Below are 26,803 nucleotides of genomic sequence, written 5' to 3'. Positions count from 1 at the left end.
TTAGATAGCGGTTAAAATATATCTACGAATACACATCGTATTTTTTCCACCAATCTTTTGCTTGTTTTCTAGACCAAGGGTATTGTTCTTTTAGTTTTTCTAAATTTTCAATTAAAATTTCAGTGGTCTCGGGTCTTTTATCAGCAGAAAAAGAAATACACGTTTCCAAAAGGTTTTTTAATTCTTGCGGAACATCTTTTCTCTCGATGAGCTGTTCTCTTAAATTGCCTTCTAAGGTAGTTTGACCGGATAACATTTTTTGAGAAATTAATTCAAGTAAAAACTGACCACTAAGCATGTAAAGTCCAACGGCTCCAATAGCATAAATATCAACTTTATGATTTGCATTGTATGGATCTCTCAATCTTTCTGGTGCCATAAACATTGGAGTTCCACCGATTCTGTTTATTTGAGTTTGTTGTGTTTGAGAAGTGTCAATATTCTTTACCAAACCAAAATCTAATAATTTGATCGTGTCATAGAGTCCACCTTGATTACAGATCATTATATTCATTGGCTTTACATCTCTATGAACCAATCCTTTTTGATGTGCTTCTGATAATGAATAGCTTATTTGTAATAAAATATGAATGACTCTACCCACAGGCATTTCAGAGGCTTGCTCTACAATTTTATCCAAGGTTACACCGTTCAGGTATTCCATAACATAATAAAACTGCCCTTCTTGCGAAGTTCCATAGTCAAATACACGTACAGTATTTGGGTTTGATAGCGAAGCGGTTACTTTGACCTCTTTTTGGAACCGGTCTAGCATATCGGTACCAATAAATTCTTTTTTTAGGAGTTTTATCGCTACGGGTGTTTTTAAAAAAGTATGCTCAGCTTTGTAAACTTCTCCAAACCCTCCTTCTCCTAATTTTTGTTGCAAATGGTATTGTCCTAGTTTTTGAAAGTCTTTTATTTTTTTTCCAAATGAAGCCAATCGAACGTTACTTTTGTATAAGAGGATGGTTAACCCAAGTAAAAAAGCTAAGAATAAATAAAAGGCACCATCAAAATAACGCAATGCTAAATGAGCTTCGCTTTCATCAATTTCATTGATCAACCCAAAATTATATTCTGGAAACCATAACCATGCTCCTATTACTTTTATTCCTCTGTAATCATTATAAGGTTGAGAAATAGAACCTGTGAAAACTTCATCTTTTTTATTGATGTGGTATAAAGCTTGAGAAACAATTTTGGTATACGTTTGATCAATCTGTGGAACTTTTTGTTGTTCTAGTTCATAGATATTAGCTTCAGGGTTTAATAAAACGATGTTAAAGCTTGATTCTTTTGTAGCGTCGTTGTCTAACAGAAAAGTCTTCTGAAGATCTTCTTCAAATCTACTCCTAGAGAGCATTCTTCCATCAGTGTTAAATGCGTAAGTTTCCGCTGTTTCATTGTGATGAGAGAGATTTAAAATTGAAGAAAACTCGCCATTTACATTAGAGTCAAAAGCTATTAATCCAATAAAATTACCATCTTTCCATACAGGTTGTACAAAAGTACAGAGAGTAGAAGGTGTTAGTTCTGAAGGCATTCTTTTGAAACGTTCTGTGTCATGCGTTGGTGGAATAAACAAGAAATCTTTTTTTTCTTGAAAACTTGTGAAATAATCGTATCCTTTGTTACCTAGATGAACGTCGGGAGCTACAGCATTGAAATCTTTTAATTTTTCACCAGTGATAGACATGAATCTTGGGTCTCTTTTGTTTAGGATACTCAAAGATTCTAAATTGTATTTTTTTCGAATTTCGTTTACAATTTGGTACGTTTTTTCAGAAGAAATAGGATCTTTTATGCTTTCGTAAGTCGGGTCTTTTAACACAATTTGATCTAATTTGGAGGTGATTTCAATTAGTTTAGGGTCGGCTGCGACTTCACTAATCAACTCTTCATTGATATTTATCCATTGTTCTAAGGATTTGGCATGGATTTTTAACATAGCCATTTGCTCTTGGCGTTCTATTTCCATAAGGCGCATGCGGTATTGATGTCTTATGGTGAATGCACCAATAAAAATGATAAGCAGAAATAGAATGAGGCTTGCAAAGCGACCAATTTTATTGCCAAAAATTGCATTGCTGAGGTTGTTGATCAGAGTGGTCGTGTTTTTTTGATGCACTCCGATTCTTGATTTTGAAAAACCTCTGTTAGAAACTATTTCTTCCTCCTTTTTTGATGTTTGTTGTTTGTCGTCTTCTAAGATGTTTTCATAGAGTTCAAAAACAACCTTTTTTAAATCGACGTTTTCCCCACATGTTTTTTCAATAAAAATTCGAGCTTTGGAAGGCTCAAGTTCTATTGCTTTTCCAATTATTTCAGTTGCTTTTTCGTGTAAATTATCCTGCATTGTGGTGGTTATGGATGTTTAAAACAAACTTAGTGAAAATGAATAGCATTAAAAAAAACAAGTGGACCTTGTTATATCATTTTTTGGATCGCTTTTCGTATTTCCTCCCATTCTTCATCGGTTGTATTTTCTTTGGCAATTGTGAAAAAATTCTGAAAAGAGGTATTTACGTCCATGCGAACCTGATTTTTTGCTGCACTTACTTTTTCTAACATTTCTTTTGTAGCATTTTTATCTCTTAAAATTGCGTTGTTCTTGTAGTTGTAATTTTGATTGTGTTCAAAGTGATCTTTTATTTCTTGAATGAACACGTGAAAAGCCTGCTTTATAATTTCTTTTTTTTCGGAAGAAATTATAATTTCATCCACCTTTACTTTTGTTTTTTGCAAAAGTTCTTCAAATGCTACTTTTTCTTTTTGAACCGATTTTTTATTTTTTTTATCCCTTTTTTCAGAAGGGTATATGGCAGGTTTTAATATCTCATCCCATTCATTTTGAAGCAACTCATCTTGTATTTTTAACCTCAAGGAAATTAATTTTGAAAATAATTCGTCAGAAGAATTCAAATCATTTCTAAAAATAGTTTTTACCTCTTCTGAAGTTACATCATCATCACTCAAAGCTTTTTTTAATAATTTTAAATTTCTAGTATGTATCTTTTGATTTGCTTTGATTTCTTTTTTTCCTTCTTTCATCCAAGCAACCACTTTGTCTTTTCGGTCTTTGTCCTCAACATGTTTTTTTATTTGTTCCATTACTTGCGGAGCCATGAAAATTTCATCTGATGAGGCCCCAAATAGATGAATCAATAAAGTGATTAGTAGATAGGTCATTTAAAATTATTTAATAAATTGCATAGGGTTAAATTAATAAGTTGTACTAAAATATGGATAAAAATAATGTAACTAAAATATTAAACGATAGTTCTTTTGAAAATAGAGATGCACGATTGTATCCATTGGTCTATGATAACCTTCATTTGATAGCAGAAAAATTATATGCTCGGGAAAAAAAAGGACATACCCTACAACCTACTTTATTAGTGAACGAGGCTTATATGAGTTTGGTAGATCAAGACCATATTGATTGGAAAGGGCGTTCTCATTTTTTTGCAGTAGGCGCTCAGGCCATTCGTAGAATTTTGGTGGACCATGCTCGTAAAAAAAATGCTAATAAAAGGGGAGCGGGTGCACAACGAATTGATTTAGATGAAGGCATTGCCTTTACGCCGGAAAAAGAAGGGAACGTATTGGCAATTGATGAGGCTCTGGAGCATTTAGAAAATGTACACGAAAGACAGGCGAAAGTGGTGGAATTGAAGTTTTTTGGTGGGATGAAAATGCAAGAAATTGCAGATGAATTGGGGGTGTCTATTAAAACCATTGAAATTGACTGGAAAGTAGCCAAAGCCTGGTTAAAGAAATTTATGCAAAGTGATATTTAACCGCAATTAGGGTTTCTGTAGTTTTTTTACGCTGTATTAATTAGAACCCAATATTAAAAATAGAATGGAGTTATTGTCTCTTTTGAAGCGTGGTCTGCATCACGCCAATTTTAATGAAGATTTTTTATTTAGTCATCAGCTAAATGATGATATAATTGTCTGCGCTGTGATGGATGGTTGTTCCACCGCCAAAGAGAGTCATTTTACTTCAAATTTGTTTGCAAAGTCTTTGTTTAAAACATGTAGGGTATTGCCTCAGATGAAAGAAATTCTTGAAGAATTTGATCTTGAAAATATGGGAGCCAATGAAATAGGAGAATATATTTTAAGTCAGTTGTTTGAAGATGTAAAAAAAGCTAAAAAATTATTTTTTTTACAGATGGAAGAACTTTTGTCTACCCTGGTTTTGTTAATCTATAATAAAAAAACAAAACAAGCTTCTATTCATGTGAGTGGTGATGGGATTTTTTCTGTAAATGGAAAAATTACCGAAATAGACCAAAATAACATACCCAATTTTTTAGGCTATCATTTGACAGAGCAATTTGAAGAAGTTTATAAAAATGATATAGAATCTACGTTATTTACAGAGGTAACTGATGTCGCGATTGCTACAGATGGTTTGGGGAAATTAATACATGCAAAACAAAAGTTGGACGTGGCCGATTTGTTTTTAAAAGAAAAACCAGCAAAAGAGATAAAAGACTATTTTGAAAATCAGTTTACAAAACTAACTGAAAAAGGTTTTATTGCTTTTGATGATATTGCAATTATTCGATTAATACTCTAGTTTAAGACCAATTTCTAATTTAACAGCTTTAAAGGTTGAGATTAGTTGCTCGAGTATGATTTTGTGCATTCTTTCAATTTCCTCAACGTTTATATTTTTGGATTTTGACTTTAGGTAAATTACTACTAAGTAGCCTGAACCTACTTTTGAAATAAAGGTTTCGTAGTCAATTTTTTCAGGCATATTGTTTTTTATACACGTCTCAATTTCGTTTTTTTCTTCCTTATTTTGAATGGTACCACCACTAAGCTCGATAAATGAATTTTTAATAATTCCAATTGGGCTGCTAATCATGAATAGACACATTGTAAGTACGATCAATGAGTCCCCAATATATATTAGAAAATTGATAGAAGATTCCTTGGAAATAAAGGAGATTAAGAAAAAAACAAAACCAGTTACAATCGTCAAAAGACCATCAATCCTCGCACTTTCGGCTTCTACCAATAACAAACTACTTCTGTTGTTGATTTTTTTGTTCTGTGTTTTGAAATAGTAGAGCAACGAAAAAGTGGTGATTAGGATAAAAATCACATAATAGTAGATAGGAATCATCACAATAGGGCTTGCTCTATGTCCTTGAAAGTAATTGATTACTTTCATTAAATTTTGAGAAAAAGCCATTACAATAATTCCTAAGATCAACAAACCTTTAGATAATACAAAAGCTGCTTCGTACACATATTGACCAAATGGAAAAGTTGCCGTTTTTTTATGTTTGTTTTTAGAAATAAAAATTGCAATTAAAGTAGCAAAACCCAACGCGAAAGAAAAGTTACCATCTAGTAACATCGCTTGTGAACCTGTATACTTATAGGTTATCCATCCTGCTAAAGCAAAAATTATATTGGCTACAACGGTAACCCATAATGTTTTATTTTCTGTTTTCTGAATATCCATTTGTGTAATTCTTAAGATGTAAAAATACTTGTTTTAAATAAGAATAACTCATTTGAATTTACAAATGAGTTATTCTATTTTTTTGAATATGTTTTACAGGAACATCGTCAATCCAACACTCACTGTATGTGTTTTGTCTTGAAATTTTCCGTTATAGTATCCTGTTAACTGTAGTTTTGGTGTAAGTGAGTAGGAAGCAAATACTTCTTGTTCAAATCGATCTTTTCTTTCGTTGTTCAAATCATTCATTTTATAGATTGGTGTAATTTGCGTAAAGAATTTTTTAGAAAATACAATCGGAGTAATTACTTGAAAAGACATCCCATGTAAAGCAATATCAGCCTCTGGTAAAGGGTTACTATAGGTTGGCTTGCTAGAATACTGATAAGAAAGAATAGGAAAGAATTGAATGGTTTCTGAAGCCATGAGTCCTACCGTAAGTCCTGGAGATACTATAAGCCTACCAGAGCCAATACCATCTTCAAAACTTCCTGTTGGAGCGAATACATCTACAGAAGGTCCGAAGGCACCTACAAATTTGTCGTAGTTTTTATAAGGTAAATAAAAATAACGTGCCCTTAGATCTCCAAAACCGGCTTTGTTTGTTCTATCATTAAACAGAATCGGTACTTCAGCGAGTACTAAATGTGCTTCAGATGGAGCAAACATAAATTTTCCTCGGTAACCCGTTACATTTTGGTTTTCTGAAGCGGTAACCTCAAAAGTGTTGTCTAATAGGGTGTAGAAATTTGTTGGTTTAGAGGCGTCTATTTTTTCTTCTGGGGTTTCATTGGTTTGAGCAAAAGAGATACTAGCGATTAACATAGTTGTTAGATAAATAATTTTTTTCATGATTGTCATATTTTATGGTTTAATGTGGCTTATAAGATGCCTTCATACATAGAAGCGCACAAATTGATTAAAAACCCTAATATTTTATTTTTTTTAAATAATAATAGGGTTTTTAATACTAAGTATCGCTGTTGTTAATAGAAGTCACTAATTAAAATTTTATAATATGAAAACAGGATTCACAATTATATTGGCACTTTTAATAGGTTTATCATTAAATGCTCAAGATGTACAAATCACAAAAAATGATAGTACAAAAATTGAAGTAACGTACAACTATGGAACATTTGGTTCTGGAGATGTCCGATTGGATACTGGAGAAAAAATAGTATACACGGCAATAGTTGAAGTTGCTACTGCAAATTTTGAAGCATATGAACGGGCGATTAAAAAAATCAGTAAAGAAAAATACAAACATGTGAATGTTAAATTTACGGGAGATGAAAATCTCTATGCTTTAAAGTTAGAGCAACTCCGGTCTAAGCGGTTAGGCATTGAGACTACTCGAGCAGCAGGTGGATTATTAACCTTAATTGGTGTCATATCAGGAGATAGACAGTTGACTTCGGCGGGATTGTTAACATCTTATATTGGAGATACCAACAGCATGGAGAATAATCAGAAATCTATAGAGGTGCAAACCGAAATGTTGAAAGATTTAGATCAAAGAACGCAAGTTAAAAAACAAGAAAAAACTGACAGGGAAATATTTGAAGAAACTTATGGTAAGGAGAATGTTGCGGCAATTGAAGCCTTATTAAATAAAAATTTTAGAAAAGCGGAGGCTTTGGCAACAGTGGGTGAGTTGAGCGAAAATAAACGTTATAAATTATCTGCAGTCTGGGTAAAAGCCTTGATAGCAACTGAAGAAGGAGATTTAGATAAAATTTCTGAGGAATACAAAAGGTTGCTGGTGTTGGATTCTAGTTTACGTTCAGAAAAAGAATTAGAAAAAGAAATTGAAGCGTTATTAAAAGAAATAAATTCACTACGCACATAGAAAATTTTAGTTACTTTGGTAACGCTATGAAGAGAAATATAAGAATTAAAAATAGTTTTTTACTCTGTGTCTTGATGGTCACAGGAGTGTGTGCCCAAAAAAAGGATTCAATAGCTTCAAATTCAATCGATAAAAAAATAAAATCCAAAAAGGCTTTGCTAAAAAGTTCTATAATTCCTGTAAGTTTGATGGGGTTTGGTTTGTTGTTAAATAACAGTGAAGTAGAAAAAAAATGGCAAGAAAATATTAGAAATACAGTTGGTAATGATTATTACAATAGTATTGATGATTTTCTTCCTTACATACCAGTACTACAGATGTATGCAGCAGATGTATTAGGAGTAGAGGCAAAAAATCATTGGTTTGATCAATCAAAAAATTTATTCATTGCCAATGGGGTAACTTCTGTAATAACTCATGTCTTAAAAAGGACAACTTCTAAAACTAGGCCAGAAGGTTCTGAACATTCATTTCCATCGGGACATACTAGTTTTGCATTTACCAATGCTGCCGTACTGAGCAAGGAATTTCAACATACGGCGCCTATATTCGCATATAGCGGATATGCTTTTGCGGCTACCACCGGAGCTTTTAGAGTTGTGAACAACAAACATTGGGTTTCTGATGTGTTGTTTGGAGCTGGTTTAGGTATTTTTGTGACAGAATTGGTGTATTACTTTGAACCTTTTAAAACATTCAATCCTTTTTTAAAAACAGAGGGAGTTACTTTGGTTCCACAATTTAACGCTGATTCTTATGGTGTTTATTTTAGTTATGCCTTTTAAAGTATCATTTTTAGGTTTTAATTTCTTGTGAAGTAGTGTTATTCTTTAGATAGTTGAGAAATTATACGATCCTCGAAATTGTAGGTTTTTGATGGGATTAGAAATTAAAAATAAGTCAGAAACATTGTTATAGCATTTATTTGAATAGAAACACAACTGATTAAGGTTTTCTAACTTGTAATCTCCTTAAAACGCTCATTTTATTCAAAATATAAGATAATATTGATCTATAGTAAATTACAAATTTGGTTTGGTTTTTGTTTCTAAGCTATGAGCTTAAAAATAAAATTAATAAATTATGTCGATTTTGATATCTAGAAATGGGGATGACAAATCAATTACAATATAGAATCATTTTTTATTTTTAATATTGTAGCTTATAGCATTTAACTTAGTTAACCAAGACGCAAGTTTTTATGAAATCAAATTCCATCGTTTTTAAAGGTGTTCTTCCAATAATACTTTTGTTCATTGTTTTCATTGGGTATTCCCAAAAATCTACGCTTGAATATTCTCAGAATTTAACCATTTCTGACGGGTTAGCGCATAATGGTGTTACTTCTATTTTAGAAGATTCTAAAGGTTATATGTGGTTTGGTACTTATGATGGTGTGAATCGCTATAACGGATATGAATTTGAAATATTTAAAAATACCATAGAGAAAGAATATCTAGTAAGCAATCGTGTTCGTTGTGTTAGTGAAGATTTCAATGGGAATATATGGATTGGTACAGATCAGGGAATTAGTCTGTTTGATTATGCAACAGAAAAATTTAGAGTCATTTATGCGAATAAATTTGAGAAGAATGGTGTAAATGGACCGATTGTACGAAAGATGTTTTTTAGCGAAGATAAAAATTTTATTATTTGTGCTACAGAGGGAAATGGTGTTTTAGTGTTTAATAAAGATTACAGCCTATATAATAGATATGTTCCTCTAAGAGAGTTTTCTAGTCGGCATATTGAGTTTTACGGAGGTAGCGAGTTTGATAAAGCCAATTATTTGTTTTCGTCAAATATCGGCTTGGTATTGTTGAATATAGAAACAGGGGCCTTTAAGAAAGTTGAGCCAAATGAAATCAATAATAGTTTGGTACACAATGTAGTTAATGATAGCATCATTGTCGCTGCAAATGGAGATGGTTTGCGGGTAATGAGTTATAAAGTTATCAACGGAACAGTTTCTTTCAAAATAAAAAAACGTTTGCTGAAAGAAAAAGATATTGTTACTATCTCTGTGGATAAACTCCAAAATTTATGGGTTGGTACAACCAGTGATGGTGTTATCCATGTAGAGAACGTAAATACACTTATTGACGGTGGCAAAGTAAAAATCACAAAATTTAGTACTAAAAATGGATTGATCCGTGTGAGTGATACCTATGCTTCAGAGAATTTTGGATGCTGGGTGGCAACTTTTAATAAAGGGGTGTATCGATTTGATTTAAAAGAAAATTCTTTTAAAAAGTTCAACGCAGAGATGAACTATAAACATGGGTTGTTTACCACGGAAGTATTGCATATGTCGGCATTTGATTCTATTCGTTTCTATGCAAGCGCAAATAAAGGAGGCGTTGGTTTGTTTAATACAGATACGCATACATTTGAACCGTTGACCTTTGATTATAAAGATAAGTCTAAGTTACGAGTGGGAAATATTTTTGTGGATTCAAGAAAAAATTTGTGGATTAAATTCACGGGTGGACTCGGGTTTATGTTCGTGAAATACGGAACTCACAAACTTCAAAAAATTAGTGTTCCCGGGTATGAATTTACTAGATCATTTAAGCCAGTATACATAACTGAAGACAAGGAGAAAAATATTTGGGCAGGATGTGCAAATAATGTTTACAAATTTAATTTATCAGAAAGCGGTGAAGTTGAATCTGTTGAAGAAATTAATAAAAACCCATTTTTTATAGATAATAATATCACCTTGGTGAGAAAAATTTATCAAGATCCAAAATATGATTTCATTTGGGTGGGTTCTGATTCAGGTGGCTTGTATCGTTTAGAGATGTCAGGCGGTAAGTCGTTAGAAAATGCGATCGTTACACAATACAAGGTTGATAAATCAAAAGCACATTCGATTTCTAGCAATTTTGTAACCTCAATCATAAGATTGCCGAATGATGAAATGTGGATTGGTACTGAAGGAGGAGGAATATGTAAAGTGATTCATAGTGATAGTAATCCAGAATTTTTGCCGTTTACAGAAAAAGATGGTCTGACAAATAATGTTGTGAAGAGTATCATTTATGATGAGGAGTATAATTTATGGATTTCTACCAATATTGGGCTAAACAAATTCAATACTAAGGACAATAGGTTTACAAATTACAGAAAAGAAAATGGTTTGCCATTTGAAGATTTTACCTACTCTGCAGTTCGCCTACAAAAAGATAGATTTGTCTTTTCAGGTTTGAGTGGAATCTGTTATTTCAATCCTTCAGAGTTGCCAAGAAACGAACAGTTGCCAAAATTAGAATTTGGGAAGTTTAAATTATTCAATAAAGTGATAGCACCAGGTGATTCTATTGGTAATAGGGTGCTGTTAGAGAAAAGTTTGGATAAAGTAAAACAAGTGAATTTGAATTTCGATGAAAATGTATTTTCTGTTGAGCTAAATTCATTACATTATTCAATACCAAACAATTATCAGTTGAAGTATAAGCTCTCTCCAATAAATGAAGAGTGGATTGTTGTGCCTTCTGATCAAAGAATTGTGCAGTACAGCGGTGTGCAACCGGGGGAATATAAGCTGTCAGTAATGGCTTCAAACTCCATGGGTACTTGGTCTAAACCAAAAGAGTTGGAAATAGTTATCTCTCCTCCTTATTGGAAAACGCCCATAGCTTTTGTGGTTTATTTCTTGTTATTATCCCTGGCCGTGTTTGCAATCGTAAAGATTGTATTAAAAATCCAATCGCTGAATCATAAAGTAGAGATAGAACAATTAGAAGTGGATGCAGTGAAAGAGGTTAATGCTGCAAAACTTAGATTTTTTTCGAATATTTCTCATGAAATTAAAACTCCTTTGACTCTAATTTCTGGACCTGTAGATTTGCTTTTAAGTCAGTTTAAAAATAATGTTGACATTAAAGAAAAATTAGGCATTATTGAAAGACAGTCTAAAAAAATGTTGCAACTGGTAGATCAGGTTCACGACTTCCAGAGAGCTGATGCCAATCAATTAAAAATGAACTATACGCATTTTTCTTTCAATACATTCATTGAAGAGTTGATAAGTGATTTTGCATTTAAGGCCAAAATAGAAAAGAAAAAATTAGTATCCGAAAATGAAGGTAAGCATATTTACGTTTCTGCAGATCGCAATAAATTGGAGAAAGTTTTTAATAATTTATTAAATAATGCTTTTAAATATACCAAAGCAGAGGATACAATTTCAGTTGTTTATAAGGTAGAAGATAAAGACCTAATAATTTCCGTTGTTGATACCGGAAAGGGAATTGATGAAGAAGATTTAGGGCATATTTTTGAACGTTTCTATCAATCTCAGAAAAAGCATAGTTTTTATACGGGAGGTTCTGGTATTGGATTGGCATTTTCTAAGCGTCTAGTTGAGATGCATTATGGTTATATTGGAGCGGAGAGTGTTTTTGGAGAAGGAACCACTATTAATGTTCAATTACCAATAGTAAAAGCATTACCATCAGAAGATGAGGTAAAAAGAGAAGAAGTAATACTAACGGCAGAAAAAGAACATGAGTCTAGTGTACAGTTGATCAACAATGAAAATATTTCTAATATAAAATTAGATAGAGAATTTTCAGAGGCTGTGATTTTTTATGCTGAAGATAATCTAGAAATGAGAATGTTCGTTTCAGAGAATTTATCCAAGTTTTTTAAAGTTAAAATATTCAGTAACGGTCAAGAGTTATTCGATGCCTTGGATACGGAGTGGCCGGATATCATTATTACGGATCTTTTAATGCCAGAAATGAATGGTTTGGATTTGTGTAAAAATGTGAAATCTGATGTTAAAACAAGTCATATTCCATTAATATTATTGACAGCTTGTACAACAGGTGATGATCGTATTCAGGGGATTAGAGATGGAGCAGATGCCTATATTAAAAAACCTTTTAATATGGAGCATTTGCTTACAAGAACGGAAAGCTTGTTACAAAATCGCAAAAGTCTAAGAGAGCGTTTTGAGATAGGAATTCCTTTGACGAAGGAAAATAATAGTAATAACCGAAATGATAACGCTTTTTTAGAAAAGTTATATAATTTGATGGCTGAAAATCTCGACAATCAAGAGTTAGATTTGAATTTGTTTGCTAAAGAGTTGTATTTGAATAGAACACACTTTTATCAAAAAGTAAAAGCTTTGACAAATCAAACACCTTTTGAGTTATTAAAGGAGTATCGACTAAAGAAGGCAGGTGAGTTTTTGATTCAGAAAAAATTATCAGTCAATGAAGTGTATGTAATGACAGGTTTTAAAAGTAGAACTCATTTTGCGAAACTTTTTAAAGAAAAATTTGAAATTACTCCTGGAAAGTATGCAGCAGAAATGAAGAAGAAGTTTGAAGAAGAAGGAAAAAATAATGACGCATAGATTTGTTTGAATGGACGGAAACAGACATTTTATAAATTTATGAAAACAAGAATTTTTCTAAAAAGCGTTTGTTTTGCTAAGTGTACCGGTTTGAGGTACTCCAAATCAAACTAATAAAAATGATAATGAAAAAAATGAGAAATCTTCTTTTGCTAAGTTGTGCCACCGTATTGATGTTTGGACTGCATAGTTGTAATGAAAAAAAAGAACCTGTAAAAACCTCAAAAAAAGGGCAACCAAATATTATTCTGTTTGTAGCTGATGATCATGGAACAGATGCTTTGGGCTGTTATGGAAATCCTGTAATAAAAACTCCAAACTTAGATAAATTGGCAAGCGAAGGGGTTCGTTTTAATAATGCTTATTGTACCAGTGCAAGTTGCGCAGCGAGTAGGTCAGTAATCCTAACGGGGCAATTCGGACATGCAACAGGGTCTTATGGACATGTACATGACTATCATCATTTTAGTACGTACGATCATGTAAAATCATTACCTGTTTTATTAGCTGAAGATGGGTATGAAACTGCAAGAATAGGTAAATATCATGTGGCTCCAGAAAAAGTATATCATTTTAATACGGTATTAAATGCAGATCCAAGAAATACGGTAGAAATGGCAGAGCAATGTGGAGGAGTGTTGAATTCGGAAAAACCATTTTTCTTATATTTCTGTACCGATGATCCTCATAGAGGTGCACCTTTTCAGCCTAAAGTATGGAGTGATCCAAATACTTTTGGAAATAAAACCGAAGGATATAAGGGGGTAGAAACAGTTGTGTATAATCCAAAAGATGTACTGGTTCCAAGTTTCTTGCCAGATACACAGCAAAGTAGGGAAGAAATAGCACAGTATTATCAGAGTGTATCAAGAATCGATCAAGGATTTGGTAAGTTGATGAAGATGTTAAAAGAATCTGGAAAAGCAGATAATACGATCGTTTTTTATATTTCAGATAATGGAATGGCTTTTCCTGGAGCTAAAACTACTGTATATGAACCTGGAATCAAATTACCGTGTATCGTAAAAGATCCTACAAGTTCTAAAAAGGGAATTACCAATGATGCTATGATTTCTTGGGCAGATTTAACCCCTACTATTTTAGAAATGGCGAACGTAGATGCAGGTAAAAATAAATTTCATGGACGTTCTTTTAATAAAGTACTAGAGAATGAAAAACCGAAAGGTTGGAATGAGGTTTATGCCTCGCATAATTTTCATGAAATTACCATGTATTACCCAATGAGAGTAGTCAGAGATAATAATTATAAACTTATTTGGAATATAGCATGGCGTTTAGATTATCCATTTGCCTCAGATTTATGGGCGGCTTCTACTTGGCAAGGAATTTATCGCGAGCATGGAGAAATGTTTGGAGAGAAAAAAGTGAAAGACTATTTGTTTAGACCTGAATTTGAATTGTTTGATTTAGAGGCGGATCCTAATGAATTGAGAAACTTGGCTTCTGATAAAAAACACAAAGCGACCTTGGAAAGATTACAAGAAAAATTAAGAGCTTTTCAGTTAGAAACTAAAGATCCTTGGTTGATTATGTGGGGACATGATGATTTTTTGCAAGGAACAGGAGTAGATTTGTAGTATCAATCGAAACATATCTGTTACTTTATGATGTGAATAATATCATTAATAATACTTAAATTTCAAACCTGAATCAATATTGTTACATTATTGATTCAGGTTTTTTTATTAGATCATTTAAAACGAAATCTGTTTATGAAATTAGGGAAAAGAATTATGAAAAGCTGGCTACTAATGGTAGTGTTGTTTTTTGTGGATGTTTCTTTCGCCCAGATTCAGGTGAATTCTCTTTATAACTCTACGGAATTACCTACCACAGAAATTACAAGAATTAAACAAGACAAAAAAGGATTTATCTGGATTGCCTCAAATGAGGGATTGTATAGGTTTGATGGCTATGTGTATGAACAGCATGCCTTTTTAGATGAAAAAAACACTTTGCCATTACGTAGGTTAAAAAAGCTAGAAATAGATGCTTATGGTCGCATATGGTTGATGACGCATGATAATAATTTGTATTACTATGATCTGAAGTCTAAAAAAGTTACAAGCGTACGTTTCCATGATGGAATTTATGCAAATAGTATGACCCTTAATGGACGCTATTTGTTTGTGGGGCGTGGCCGAACAGTGGAATATGTTATAATTGATAGGCCTTTTAGGGATGTTTTAAAATCATATCCGATAAATTCAGGTTCTAAATCAGGAACACGTTTAGGACACAGTCGTGGGAGTAAAGTATGGTTTGATAGTAGTAGATCAGTTATAGTTGTTGAGACCAAAAATGGTGTGGAATTGCAAGAAACCATTACAACTCCGATTGCAGCAACGAGTATCTGTGTAGATGCAAATGAAAATATTTGGATTAGTAGTGGTGAAGGATTGTTTAAATATGATGTAGACGAGAAAAAATGGATTGCAATTGAGCAATTTCAAAGGGCAATTCGTTGGATTACTTTTGATGCACATCGAAATGGTATATGGCTATTAACACCAAGTAGAATGTATTTTATCAATACGCAGGATAAAGAACATCGGGCCGAATTGTTATCGGTAGATTTGCATGAGTTTTCAGATTCCAATGAAGAAATTTTTATAGATAATAATGGTGATATTTGGTTAGATACCTATAATGATTTGCTCAAATTAGATTTTGCGAAAAATAATTTTAAAAACTCTTATCAGAGTAAATGGGTCTCTAAAAGAACCGTGAGCGCGCTTTATGAAGATGATAATAAAAATTTATGGGTTGGGACCTTGCATGCAGGTTTGTTTGTGTTTTCTCAAGAGAATCAAAAGGTTCAGCGTTTTTTAGAAGAATTAAAAATCACATCAATTCATACATTATCCCATAAAAGTACTTCAGTTTCGACCGCCCGACTTTTGAATATGTTTGATTCAAAAGTAAATGGTAGTGAGGTGGTTTTAAATAAATCAATTGAAGAACGTTTTTTACGTCCCATAGTTTATGCGGTAAATTCTTCTGAAAATATTTTTTGGACTTCAAATAATAGAGGAATGCATAGAGTTGATATTTCCGGTGAACTTCCTCTATATGAAACAGTCATACCGTGGAATGATATCAACTGTATCTATTATAATAAAGAAACCCATAGTTTGTTAGTGGGAGGGTTTAATAAAGGAATTCTTCATGTCAGACTGAATGAGCAGCATGAAATCATATCTATAAAACCGGTTAATGATTCTAAAAATGTATCAATAAAATCATTACAGATGATCATCAATGAAGGCGGAGTTACTTGGGCGGCCACGTCAGAAGGAATTTCTAAATTGACGTATGATACGGATGCTAAAGAGTTTTTTATCGAGAAAAATTATACTGAAGAACATGGTCTCTCCGATAACTTTACCACTAGTTTAGTCGCTCAAAATGATAGTGTTATTTGGGTAGGTACTAGGTACGGATTGAATAAATTTGACGTTAAAAAGGAATCATTTACCAATTATTATAAGGAGCAGGGATTTCATTCTAATAAATTTATTGAACGTGCGGCAGTAAAAACTTCGGATGGAAAATTACATTTTGGTGTACAAAACGGAATGATTTCTTTTAATCCGAGTGACTTGTTTTCTAGTAAGAATAAATATCAAATTCATACAGAATCTATTGCCGTAAACGGAAAAGATGGGTATTCACAAATGGATTTGAAAAATTTGGGATACACCAAAAATAATATTGAAATATCTATCAGAATTCCGAATTACGTAGCACCTAGAGCCATAAAATATAGGTATAAGCTAAGTGGTTCAAAGGAGGGGTGGACCTTAGATTTTGCTTCCAATAATACCATCACTCTAAATGACTTGTCCTACGGAAGTCAAGAGTTAGTGATGCAATGTGCTAATGAAGATGGTAAATGGTCAGAAGAAAAAGTGATCATTCCAATTCATATCTATCCTCCATTTTGGATGACATGGTGGTTTGTTGCTTTGTGTGCCTTTTTATTTGTGACTGCTGTATATAGCTATATTCGTTTTTCTGTTAGACAAATTACAGGCAAAAAAGAATTTCTATTGCAGCTGGAATTAGAAAAAAAGATAAGGGAAACTGATAAAGAGAAAATTAGGTTTTTTACAAATGTTTCTCATGATTTAAAAACCCCATTAACAATGGTAAGTGAGCCACTACAGAAATTATTGAAAAGAGATTTGCCCGAAGACGAACGTACGTTTTTATTAGAAACAGCCTCTAGAAATACCAATAGGTTGGTGAAATTGATGAATCAAGTGTTGAGTTTTAGTACCATTCAAAGTGGCCAGATGGTATTGAATATTCAAAAAATAAAAATGGTAGAATTCTTAAATGATATTTTAACTACTTACCAATATCAAGCAAAGAAAAAGAATATTCAATTGACAATTGAAAGTGATGTTAATGAAATTGAACTTTTTATCGATAAAGAAAAAGTTGAGAGAGTTGTATTTAATTTATTATCCAATTCCTTCAAAAACACCTCGGACGGAGGACGTGTTGTATTGAGAGTATTGGCTAGGAAAGACGAGTTTTCTGCTTTTTTAGAGATTGAGGATACGGGTAAAGGGATCAAAAAGGAAAAACTAGGTGATATTTTTTCTAGATTTTTTCAGTCAGATGCTAGAGCTAGTGGTCAAGGAATAGGTTTGTCTATTGTGAAGGAATATATTGAAGCCCATGAAGGTAGGGTTACCATAGAGAGCGAGCCTAATATTGGAACCAAGGTGATCTTAGAATTACCCAAAGAAGAGGTTGTAGCGAAAAGTCCATTTCAAGAAGTTGCAAGTGCTGTTGGCAATGAAGAATTCTCTCAGTCGGTATTATTAGTAGAGGACGATAGTGAACTCAGAAACTATATAACATATGAGCTTTCTAAATTTTATAAAATTTATACGGCAACAAATGGTAAACGAGCTTTTGAGATTTGTTTGAATAAAATGCCTGATGTGATTATTACGGATCTATCTATGCCTGAAATGACCGGTTTGGAGCTGACAGAAAAAGTGAAATCTGATATTAGAGTTTCTCACATTCCAATTATTATGATAACGGCTGCAGGGGATAGTGAGGTGGATGTTTTGGAAAAAGGTGTAAATGATTATTTAAAGAAGCCTTTGCAGGTGGAGACGCTTCTGTTAAAAACAAGAAATCAAATAGCTACGATAGAAAAAACAAAAGATTGGTTTGAAATAAGTAACCATCTGACACCTCAGTTAGAGGAGGTAGCATCTCCAAATATGTTATTTGTCCAAAAACTGATGCATGTCATAGAGGAAAATTTCATTGATAAGAAATTAGATATAGAATTATTAACCTCCGAAATGGGGATGTCAAAGAGTGCACTCTATAAAAAAACAAGTCAGTTGACAGGGCAGTCAGTAAACGATTTGATTACTACAGTAAAACTAAAAATTGCTGTAGATTGGATAGTAAATACTTCCTATGCACTGAGCGAAATAACCTATAAATTGGGGTATAATGATGTGAAATATTTTAGAGAACTTTTTAAGAAAAAATACGGAACCACCCCAAGTGCTTATCGTAAAGCACACAAAAACAAGGCTTAAAAAACGATACTCCCTCTTGTTACGGAAGATATTCCCCCGCAGAAAATTATATCTCTAGCTAACTTTGGAATTCACAAATATGATATTTGTCAATTTTAGAAATTGACTTTTCAATAGAATTACCAAAATATGAGATACACTGTTTTTACAGCACTTTTTGTTACAACTGTTTTAGCAAGTCTTTTTTTTATTCCTGTGATGAGTGAAGAGAATTCATTGATCCCATTTTTTGGAAGTTTACATCCGTTGATTTTACACCTGCCTATTGGAGCTTTGATCGCATTGTTTTTTTTGGAAATTCTTCATTTTTTTCAACCTAAACTGAATATAAATAATGCCAGTCAACCTCTCTTGTGGTTTTCTGTGATTAGTTCTTTGTTTGCTGTTATTGCTGGAGTCTTGTTAGCAAGTTCCGGAGGGTATAATACTTCTTTACTTGAATATCATAAAACATTGGGCTTTGCTACAGTATTTGTAAGTACTTGGTTGTTGGTAATTCGTTTATGGACAGTAAAAAAAGCACCCTCAAAAACATGGTTGTATCAAACATTATTATTGATAAATGTTGTTTTATTATCCTTCGCTGGGCATTACGGAGGGTCTTTAACTCACGGATCTACTTATTTAACCAAGGGGATGCCAAAGGAACTGAAGCAATTTTTGGGTGTGGAAGATGCTACGTATAAAAAAATTGAAAAACTTTCGAGTATAGATACGTCAAGGGTGGTTTCAGAAAACACCATCTACTTTAAAGAAAAAGTAGTACCGATCTTAGAGAAAAACTGTTACAAATGTCATAATGAATCTAAACAAAAAGGAGATTTTAGGTTAGATAATTTAGATTGGGATATTATTCATGGGGCAGATGGTAATCATTGGGATGATGTGTTTTTTGAAGTCTCTGAAGAAAATATGCCTCCGGAGGAAAAAGAGCCTTTGACAAAAGAAGAGAAACAAGTTTTATTGGGATGGATTCAAAAATCTTTGTCGGAAAAAAACAAATTGAATCTTGCAGCACAGATTGATGAAAAGAAGGAATCAGAACCTAAATTAATCATTGCACATTCCGGAGATACTAAAAAAGCGTCCACAGCGAAAACGACTAAAAAACTATCTAAAGAAGAGACCTATTATAGAAAAACTATTGTTCCTCTATTAAATCAATATTGCTATGGTTGTCATGGAACAAAACGCCAAAAGGGAAACATGCGTTTGGATGCCTTGAATTGGGACATGATTCGTGGCGGGGATGGAGAAAAGTGGCATGCAGCATTGGATGAAATAAATTCTGGAGAAATGCCCCCTAAAAAGAAAGCACAACCTTCTCAAGCAGAAAGACGTTTGATTGTGAATTGGATGACAAATTCATTAGCTAAGGCAACTACAGCAAAAAAAGGAAAGTCTAAAAATGTAATGCGTAGATTAACAAAGGCACAGTATACCAATACATTGAATGAATTGTTAGATCTTCCGATCGATTTTGGTAAGGTATTGCCGGATGATGGTAAATCAAAAATGGGCTTTTCAAACAACGCAGAGGTGTTACAGATTTCTCCATTGCATGTAGATTATTATCAGAAAATTGCACGACAAGCATTAGATAAGGCAATTGTTTACGGTAACAAACCTAAACCCAAAAGATACAAGGTTACCATTGGTAAGGGTATTGGAAAAAACTTGCCTGCTGCGATGTATGGGGGGTTTCAATCATTCCCTATAAGTAGCAATGATTTTAAGGTAGATCTGTTAGATGCTAAGGGAGAGATTAAAGTCGGTTTGACAAAAGCAGAACAATTCGAATTAGATGCTGTAAAATCTAATATTGGTTTGGATATGCGTGGTTCTCAGAGTGATCGATTTGATGTTTTGAAAGAAGGAATGTTGTTGTATTCGGCAATTCCTCATCGAGATGTTCCACCACGATCTTGGCAAGGTCCTTCTCCAAATTTAAAGTTATTAATTAAAAAAGATTTTCCTCAGTATGGAAGACTTGCATTTAGAGTAGAGGCCTCAAAAGGGAGGCAGTTGGCACAAACAGAAGGACTGATAAGTTTACGAAGCAATGAGGTGATGCCTGAGACTAAAAATACGATGGTTTTAAACGCATCGGATTTTACAAATTTAAAAAGAGTCGCATTGAAAGATGGAATGTTGGTTTCTCCAAAATTACCTGCCTTTGCACAGGCAGAAAGTGAAATTAAGATCAAGAAAGAAGGATTCTATCAATTAGATTTAGAGCATCCGTATATGGCTGAAGAGAATATGCCTTCTTTTATGATTACGTTGGGTAGGTTTCCAAAAATTCAAGAAAGGTTGCATTTAGCTCCGAGCAAAGAGTCGTCTGGAAAAATAGTAACACCAGTAACTTTAGCCTATTTGAAGCAAGGAACTTATAAGGTTAAAGTAGGAGGTAAGTTTTTTGTGGGGATGCATAGGATTTTAATTAATCCCTTAGCAAAGGACAATCCATTACCACAAGAATTAAGAGCTGAAGCAGAAAAAAACGAAAAGAAATATGAAGGTATTGATCCTAGTATTCGGGTTTTTGCGGGTTCAAGAACAGATGATGGATTGGATTATGCTAATTTTGATACCACTCGAAAGGTTACTTCTCCCATGAATAAATTTGAGAAATTTGAATTTTATGGGCAATTAGAAAACTTGCCGAAACCAGTATTCGATTTAAATGAAACCAATGAAAATTCGAACATATTAATAGTAGGGTTGTGGAATAATTATTTGGTTAAAAACAAAGGAGAAACGGGGCCACCTGTTTTAATTAAATCGATTGAAATAGAGGCACCCTATTTCCCTGTTTGGCCGCCAACAAGTCACACAAAAATATTTTTCGACTCTCCAAATAAAGAGATCAAAGAGATTTACACGGTTGAGGTTTTAGAGCGTTTTATGCAAAATGCTTATCGACGAAAGGTATCTCAAAGTGAAGTAAAGCGCTATGTAGATTTTTGGAATGAGATCAAAGATGATTATGATCGTTATGAAGATAGTGTAAAGGAGGTGATGGTTGCTATTCTGTGTTCTCCTAATTTTTTATACATTTTAGAAGAGGAAAAAAATAAAGATGTCAAAACTTCCAATGATTTTTTTATGGCATCAAAAATGTCTTATTTTTTATGGAACTCTCCACCAGATCAAAGTTTGATTTCGTTGGCAGAGAAAGGAAAGTTACAAGAGAACTTATCAAATGAAATTGATAGAATGATTGAGAATCCTAAAATATGGAGGATGATACGCTCCTTTACTTATGAGTGGTTGCGAGTGGATAGGTTAAAAAGTATGGATATCAATAAAAGAATGTATGCTGATTATACTCGTTTTGTGAAAGAAGATATGGCTGAAGAAACCTATCATTTTATGCATTATGTTTTAGAAAAGGACAAAAGTATTTTAAATTTTATTGATTCGGATTTTGCCATGTTAAATCAAAATTTGGCTGAGTTTTATGGAGTAAAAAATGTAGTAGGTGATAATTTTAGACCCGTGACAGTTAAACCGGAAGAACATCGAGGAGGCTTGCTGTCTCAAGGCGCCTTTTTAACGGGGCATTCTGATGGAGTTGGGGCCCATCCTATAAAAAGAGCAGTTTGGTTAAAAGAAAAAATTCTTGGTGATCCACCCCCACCTCCACCTCCAAACGTACCTGAATTAGATCCGGATACCCCTGGTTTTGATAAACTGACTTTAAAAGAAAAGTTAGAGTTGCATAGAAATAAGGCTTCCTGCATAGATTGTCATTTAAAAATAGATCCTTATGGGGTTGCTTTTGAAAATTTCGATGCAGTAGGTAGATATCAATTACAGGCTAAAGGAAAGCCAATTGATGCTACTTCTATTTTACCTGATGGTACAGAGATAGAAGGAATAGATGGAATTAAGTCTTATATTCTAGATTCCAAAAAGGAGCAGTTTACAAAGGCATTGGTAGAGCATTTATTTGCCTATGCAATTGGAAGAAATGTTGGTTTTTCTGATGAAAAGGAGATTGCCGCTATTGTAACTAAGGTGAAAAATGAAGATTATAAATTCCAATCGGTAATTGAAGAAATTATCAAAAGTGAATCGTTCTCTCAAGAGTTAAATTGAATTATAAACTGATATTATGGCTAAAAAATCATGGCATTTAGACCGACGTACTTTTATCAAAGGGGTTGGAGCCGCATGTATGTTACCCTATTTAGAAAGTATGGGAATGGGAAAATTATCAAAATTTACCAGTCCGGATATACCAAAAAGAATGTGCTTTATGTACATTCCAAATGGTGTGGGTATCTATGATAAAAAAGATCCACTTTATAAGGATTGGAATTGGTTTCCAGTCAAAGAAGGAAAGGATTATCAGTTAACAAAAACCTTATCACCGTTAGAACCTTTTAAAAATAAAATGTCGGTACTAGGAGGCTTAAGTCATCCCAAAAGTAGAGCTGTACTTGGCCATATGGCAGGTGATACTTGGCTTACCGGTGGAGATTTAAGGGGAAGTGATTATAAAAACAGTATATCGGTAGATCAAGTTGCTGCACATCATTTAAGTAAATATACTAGGTATCCATCATTGACTTTATCCACAGACGGAGGGGTTGGATATAAATCTAGAGCTTCTACTTTATCATTTGATGGAATTGGAAAAGCCATTCCTTCTGAACATCGTCAAAGAGAAATTTTTGAAAGGTATTTTGCACCAAATGGAGGCGCGACTACAGCTGACAGACGAAAAAGTATTCAGCAAGGAAAAAAAATTGTAGATCTAGTGTTAGAGGATAGTAAAAATTTACAAAAAAAACTAGGAGCAAATGATAAGCAAAAACTAGATGAATATCTTACTTCTTTAAATAGAGTAGAAGAGCAGGTGGTCAGAAATGAGAAGTGGCTCGATATTCCGTTGAAAAAATTTGATGCTGCACATTTAAATTTAGATGTGGATGCAACCATTGATCCAGAGGCTTATTTAAGAGCCACTATTGATTTGATGGTGATTGGTTTCCAGACGGATATGACACGAGTGATGACAAATATGATGGCGCGTGAAGATGGAATGGGTTTTGGAGATAATTTTCCTAAACTCGCACTAGGATTGTCTGGACATCATGGAATGACACATGATAAATCGGAAGGGCACTTATTACGTCAATCAAAATATGATCAATGGTTAGCTAAGCAAATGGCTTATTTTTTAGAGAGAATGGAAAATACTCATGATGAACACGGTTCTCTGTTGGATAATACGATGATCTTGTATGGTAGTTCTTGTAGCTCTACTCATAATGCTAATAATTGCCCTTTGGTGTTGGCGGGTGGTAGTAAGTTAGGAATAGACCATGGGGCATATACGGTATTTGATCCAAAAGAAGTTCCAATGTCTAATTTATTTGTAAGTATGCTGAATAAATTAGATATTCCAACGGAAAAATTTTCTGATAGCACGGGTGCCTTACCATCTATATTTGTTTAAATTAAATAAGAGAGGTTGCGGCTTAAATTTTTAACCTTTTTGTTTTTATGTGTTGGTCTATCGGTGGTCTCTCAAGCCTCAAAAAATAGATCAGCCGCTGCATTACGTACTATTATAAAACCTCATTTTGTTCCTTTTCAAACCAAAGAGGAGACAGATTTAGTTCAAAGAAAACAAATTCTTGGAAAGAAATTATTTTATGAAAATAACTTATCTCAGTCTAAAGGATATAGTTGTAACAGTTGTCATGATTTAAAAAACTATGCTAGCAATGGAAGCTATTTTTTGTCACAAATTCATGAAGGTACTTTTTTTAGAGACGTTCCATCCCTTTATAATATTAACGAGATGTTATTATTCAACTCCGAAGGGGTATTTGATAATTTAGAGGAAAAAATATTTCATAGCCTTAAGAGTTCTTGTGAAATGAGCATGGGGGATGATGAAAATTTAGAAAAACGATTAGATGAACTTCAGAAATATGAGAAAGAATTTTCCGAATTATATCCAACAGCAAAAGAAAAAAGTGCGATCGTTGTGGATGCTTTGAATCAATTTTTAAAAGGATTGGTTACTCCTGCTCCTATAGATGCATTTGTTTTAGGAGATACAACGGCTTTAACTTTGGAACAAATTGAAGGCGGACATCTATTTAATGATAAAAGTTGTTATTCCTGTCATACCGGATCAAGTTTTGGAGGGCAAATGATTCAGAAATTAGGAATTACAGAAGCATGGCCAAATCAAACGGATTTAGGGTATTATCACGTGAAACATCAATCTGATTATAAAATGTTTTTTAGAGTTTCTTCATTAAGAAATGTTTCTGAAACAAGTCCTTATTTTCATGATAGATCCTCGAAAAAACTATGGAAAGCTATTCAGTTGATGGGTAGGCATGAGCGTGGACTTCAGATTTCTGTGGAAGAAGCTATTAAAATTCAAGAATTTTTAAAATCATTAAAAGGAGAAATTCCAGTAGAATACATAAAGGAGTATTAAAAAACGATAACTTAAAAATGAAATTTCAAAAAACTATTTTATTCTGTGTGCTGACTGTTTTAGCAGTTTCATGTCAAACATCAAAAACGGAACAAACAATTACAGGTAAAAATAATACTTGGCCTATGTCGGGTGGACCCAATGGGAATTACAAAGTGATATCTAAAAATAAAGTTCCTGTGCAGTGGTCTGTCCGAAATAATGAGAATGTAAAATGGAAAAAAACATTGCCTGCTGGTGGACAAAGTGGGATTGCTGTTTGGAATGATAAGTTGTTTTTTACAATAAATATTCCCACTGATAATTTGCCGTACAATCAGGTACAAACTCAATATAAGGCGGCTCAAAAAAAGTATGAATTGTTATTGAGGCAGACAAAAAACCAATTATTAAAAAGTGATGCTAGGTTTAAAAAAATTGCCGCCTCATATACCCAATCAGAGAAAAAGTGGGAAAGCTTATTGGCATCCCATAAAGGGTATCAAAAAGCGACAGGAAACAGAAAAAATAAAATTAAAGGGGAGTTATTGAAAAAAAATGAGATAGGTAAACAGTTTCAGCTACATAAAACAAACTATCAAAATTATATTCATAACAAGTCAAAGGAGTTAAAAATAGCTTATGAAAAATATACACAGCTTACCAAAGATGTAAAAGGAAGTCAAAAGGGTAAAGACGTTTTACTTTATTGTTTGGATGCAACTACTGGAAAGGAATTATGGACAAAAACATTAAAAGGTGTCATTGAAACTGAATATAACAATGGATTTAGTGATGCAACAAGTCCGTGTCCTATGACTGATGGTAATTTTGTATGGGCAATCAATGCCTGTGGTGCAATGGCTTGTTATACGATGAATGGTGATGTAGTTTGGGAAAGAACTTGGCACCCTACCGAAGGCAGACCTTTTAATAAACAATTTGATTCTATATTGTTTGGCGATTGGATTTTGAGTTCTGAACCGCCAATGGAGGGGGATGGAACTAGAAATCCATTGTGGAATTACCTACATGCTTTTGATAAAAATACTGGCGTGTTGGTTTGGACAACTCAAGAGGCTTTAACACATTATAATACACCGGTTATTGGGAGAACAAAAGAAGGAATTGTGGCAGTTATGATGGGACGTGGAGGGCCACATGGAGTTCCAGAAAGACCCGTTGGTTTGAGTTTGATTAGTCTAGAGAAAGACAACGCCGGCAATGAAATTTGGAATTGGGAACCAAAAGAGGATAATAGTATATCTGGTTGGGGAGCCTTAAGTACGCAGCATTGGAATAACGAACGTGTTTCTTGGTTTTATAAAGGAGATTATCATGTAACCATTGATTCTAAAAATGGGGAATTAATTGGTAAGAAACAGTTGAAAGAAGGAAAAGTCTATACATTTGATACGCTTACAGATTCTTATACCTTGGAAAAAAACGCAAAATTACCTCATAGTGAAAATGAAAGACATTGTAATATGCAAGTAGGTGACTTTATTTATTATATGGTGAGATATCAACCCTATATTGCTAGGCATAATACGGTTACAGGAGAAAATGTGTTTCTTGAAGTTCCAAGAGAAATTGACGAGCAAGGAAATTTTATTTGGCATACTGCTCAGGCAAATGACGGTCTGAATTCGAAAGGTCAAAGGCATAGTTCAGATGCTAGAGTGAGAGGTCATGGTTTTCAGAAATGTTTTTTGGGTTCTCCTACAATGATAGATGATTATATATACTTTACAAATGCATTAGGAATGGTGTATGTTATCGATACTTCTAGCGAAAGTTTTGATGGTTCAGCATTAAAAGCCGTGAATGATTTAGGTGAACAAGGAAAAACTTGGACGGTAAACACGATGAGTTATGCTAATGGATCTATTTACCATAGAACTTTGAAAGAAATCATTTGCATTGAGTAAACCATAACTGGTTTGGCCATTTGTGATAGTTTTTTTCTAAATCTATCTAAAAATTTTATAAAAACTACAATACATATACCCAAGAATACATTTTGTACTTTGTTT

At 33.4% G+C, this 26,803-nt stretch carries 15 protein-coding genes; 11 read left to right on the top strand and 4 right to left on the bottom strand.

Going from position 1 to position 26,803, the window contains the following annotated elements; all coding sequences use genetic code 11:
* Positions 1–22 precede the first annotated feature (22 nt).
* Both AC2DGP_RS08555 and AC2DGP_RS08550 read right to left on the bottom strand, forming a co-directional pair.
* Positions 23–2,359 carry a serine/threonine-protein kinase gene (locus AC2DGP_RS08555; RefSeq protein WP_484489650.1) on the bottom strand — a complete coding sequence of 779 codons (2,337 nt, stop codon included), beginning with the start codon at positions 2,357–2,359 and terminating at the stop codon, positions 23–25.
* Positions 2,360–2,430: 71 nt separating this feature from the next.
* The gene (locus AC2DGP_RS08550; protein WP_484489649.1) at positions 2,431–3,192 is read right to left on the bottom strand and encodes a hypothetical protein; all 762 of its coding nucleotides are present in this window, start codon (positions 3,190–3,192) and stop codon (positions 2,431–2,433) included.
* A gap of 53 nt (positions 3,193–3,245) precedes the next feature.
* On the opposite strand from AC2DGP_RS08550, the gene AC2DGP_RS08545 reads away from it, so the two are divergent.
* Together AC2DGP_RS08545 and AC2DGP_RS08540 are read left to right on the top strand one after the other, a co-directional pair.
* Entirely contained in the window at positions 3,246–3,803 is a 558-nt protein-coding gene (locus AC2DGP_RS08545; RefSeq protein ID WP_484489648.1) for a sigma-70 family RNA polymerase sigma factor, read from the top strand.
* Between the two features lie 64 nt (positions 3,804–3,867).
* Positions 3,868–4,593 (top strand): protein phosphatase 2C domain-containing protein, encoded by a 726-nt coding sequence (locus AC2DGP_RS08540; RefSeq protein WP_484489647.1) that lies wholly within the window; start codon positions 3,868–3,870, stop codon positions 4,591–4,593.
* On the opposite strand, the gene AC2DGP_RS08535 is transcribed toward AC2DGP_RS08540, so the two are convergent.
* Positions 4,582–5,493 (bottom strand): cation efflux transmembrane domain-containing protein, encoded by a 912-nt coding sequence (locus AC2DGP_RS08535; protein WP_484489646.1) that lies wholly within the window; start codon positions 5,491–5,493, stop codon positions 4,582–4,584. The genes AC2DGP_RS08540 and AC2DGP_RS08535 overlap by 12 nt on opposite strands.
* Before the next feature lie 93 nt (positions 5,494–5,586).
* Positions 5,587–6,345, bottom strand: a complete 759-nt coding sequence (locus AC2DGP_RS08530) for a hypothetical protein (RefSeq protein ID WP_484489645.1) — start codon at positions 6,343–6,345, stop codon at positions 5,587–5,589.
* A gap of 166 nt (positions 6,346–6,511) precedes the next feature.
* Between AC2DGP_RS08530 and AC2DGP_RS08525 the strand changes: the two genes are divergently transcribed.
* From AC2DGP_RS08525 to AC2DGP_RS08485, 9 genes are all read left to right on the top strand, one after another.
* Entirely contained in the window at positions 6,512–7,345 is an 834-nt protein-coding gene (locus AC2DGP_RS08525; RefSeq protein ID WP_484489644.1) for a hypothetical protein, read from the top strand.
* Between the two features lie 26 nt (positions 7,346–7,371).
* On the top strand, positions 7,372–8,130 hold the full coding sequence (locus AC2DGP_RS08520; protein WP_484489643.1) for a phosphatase PAP2 family protein: 759 nt from the start codon (positions 7,372–7,374) through the stop codon (positions 8,128–8,130).
* Between the two features lie 416 nt (positions 8,131–8,546).
* Complete coding sequence (locus AC2DGP_RS08515; RefSeq protein ID WP_484489642.1) at positions 8,547–12,716, top strand: hybrid sensor histidine kinase/response regulator transcription factor; 4,170 nt, start codon at positions 8,547–8,549, stop codon at positions 12,714–12,716.
* A 134-nt stretch (positions 12,717–12,850) separates the two neighbouring features.
* Positions 12,851–14,314: a sulfatase family protein gene (locus AC2DGP_RS08510; protein ID WP_484489641.1), complete on the top strand. Its 1,464-nt coding sequence runs from the start codon at positions 12,851–12,853 to the stop codon at positions 14,312–14,314.
* A 135-nt stretch (positions 14,315–14,449) separates the two neighbouring features.
* Positions 14,450–18,316, top strand: a complete 3,867-nt coding sequence (locus tag AC2DGP_RS08505) for a hybrid sensor histidine kinase/response regulator transcription factor (RefSeq protein WP_484489640.1) — start codon at positions 14,450–14,452, stop codon at positions 18,314–18,316.
* A 129-nt stretch (positions 18,317–18,445) separates the two neighbouring features.
* Positions 18,446–22,420: a DUF1592 domain-containing protein gene (locus tag AC2DGP_RS08500; RefSeq protein WP_484489639.1), complete on the top strand. Its 3,975-nt coding sequence runs from the start codon at positions 18,446–18,448 to the stop codon at positions 22,418–22,420.
* A gap of 16 nt (positions 22,421–22,436) precedes the next feature.
* Entirely contained in the window at positions 22,437–23,786 is a 1,350-nt protein-coding gene (locus AC2DGP_RS08495) for a DUF1552 domain-containing protein (RefSeq protein ID WP_484489638.1), read from the top strand.
* 15 nt (positions 23,787–23,801) lie between these two features.
* The gene (locus AC2DGP_RS08490) at positions 23,802–24,788 is read left to right on the top strand and encodes a cytochrome-c peroxidase (RefSeq protein ID WP_484489637.1); all 987 of its coding nucleotides are present in this window, start codon (positions 23,802–23,804) and stop codon (positions 24,786–24,788) included.
* A 17-nt stretch (positions 24,789–24,805) separates the two neighbouring features.
* Positions 24,806–26,698, top strand: coding sequence for a PQQ-binding-like beta-propeller repeat protein (locus AC2DGP_RS08485; RefSeq protein ID WP_484489636.1), 1,893 nt, complete (start codon positions 24,806–24,808; stop codon positions 26,696–26,698).
* Positions 26,699–26,803: the final 105 nt, after the last annotated feature.

The organism is Flavicella sp. IMCC45537 (assembly GCF_057197705.1).
This window is presented reverse-complemented; position numbering and strand designations above follow the sequence as displayed.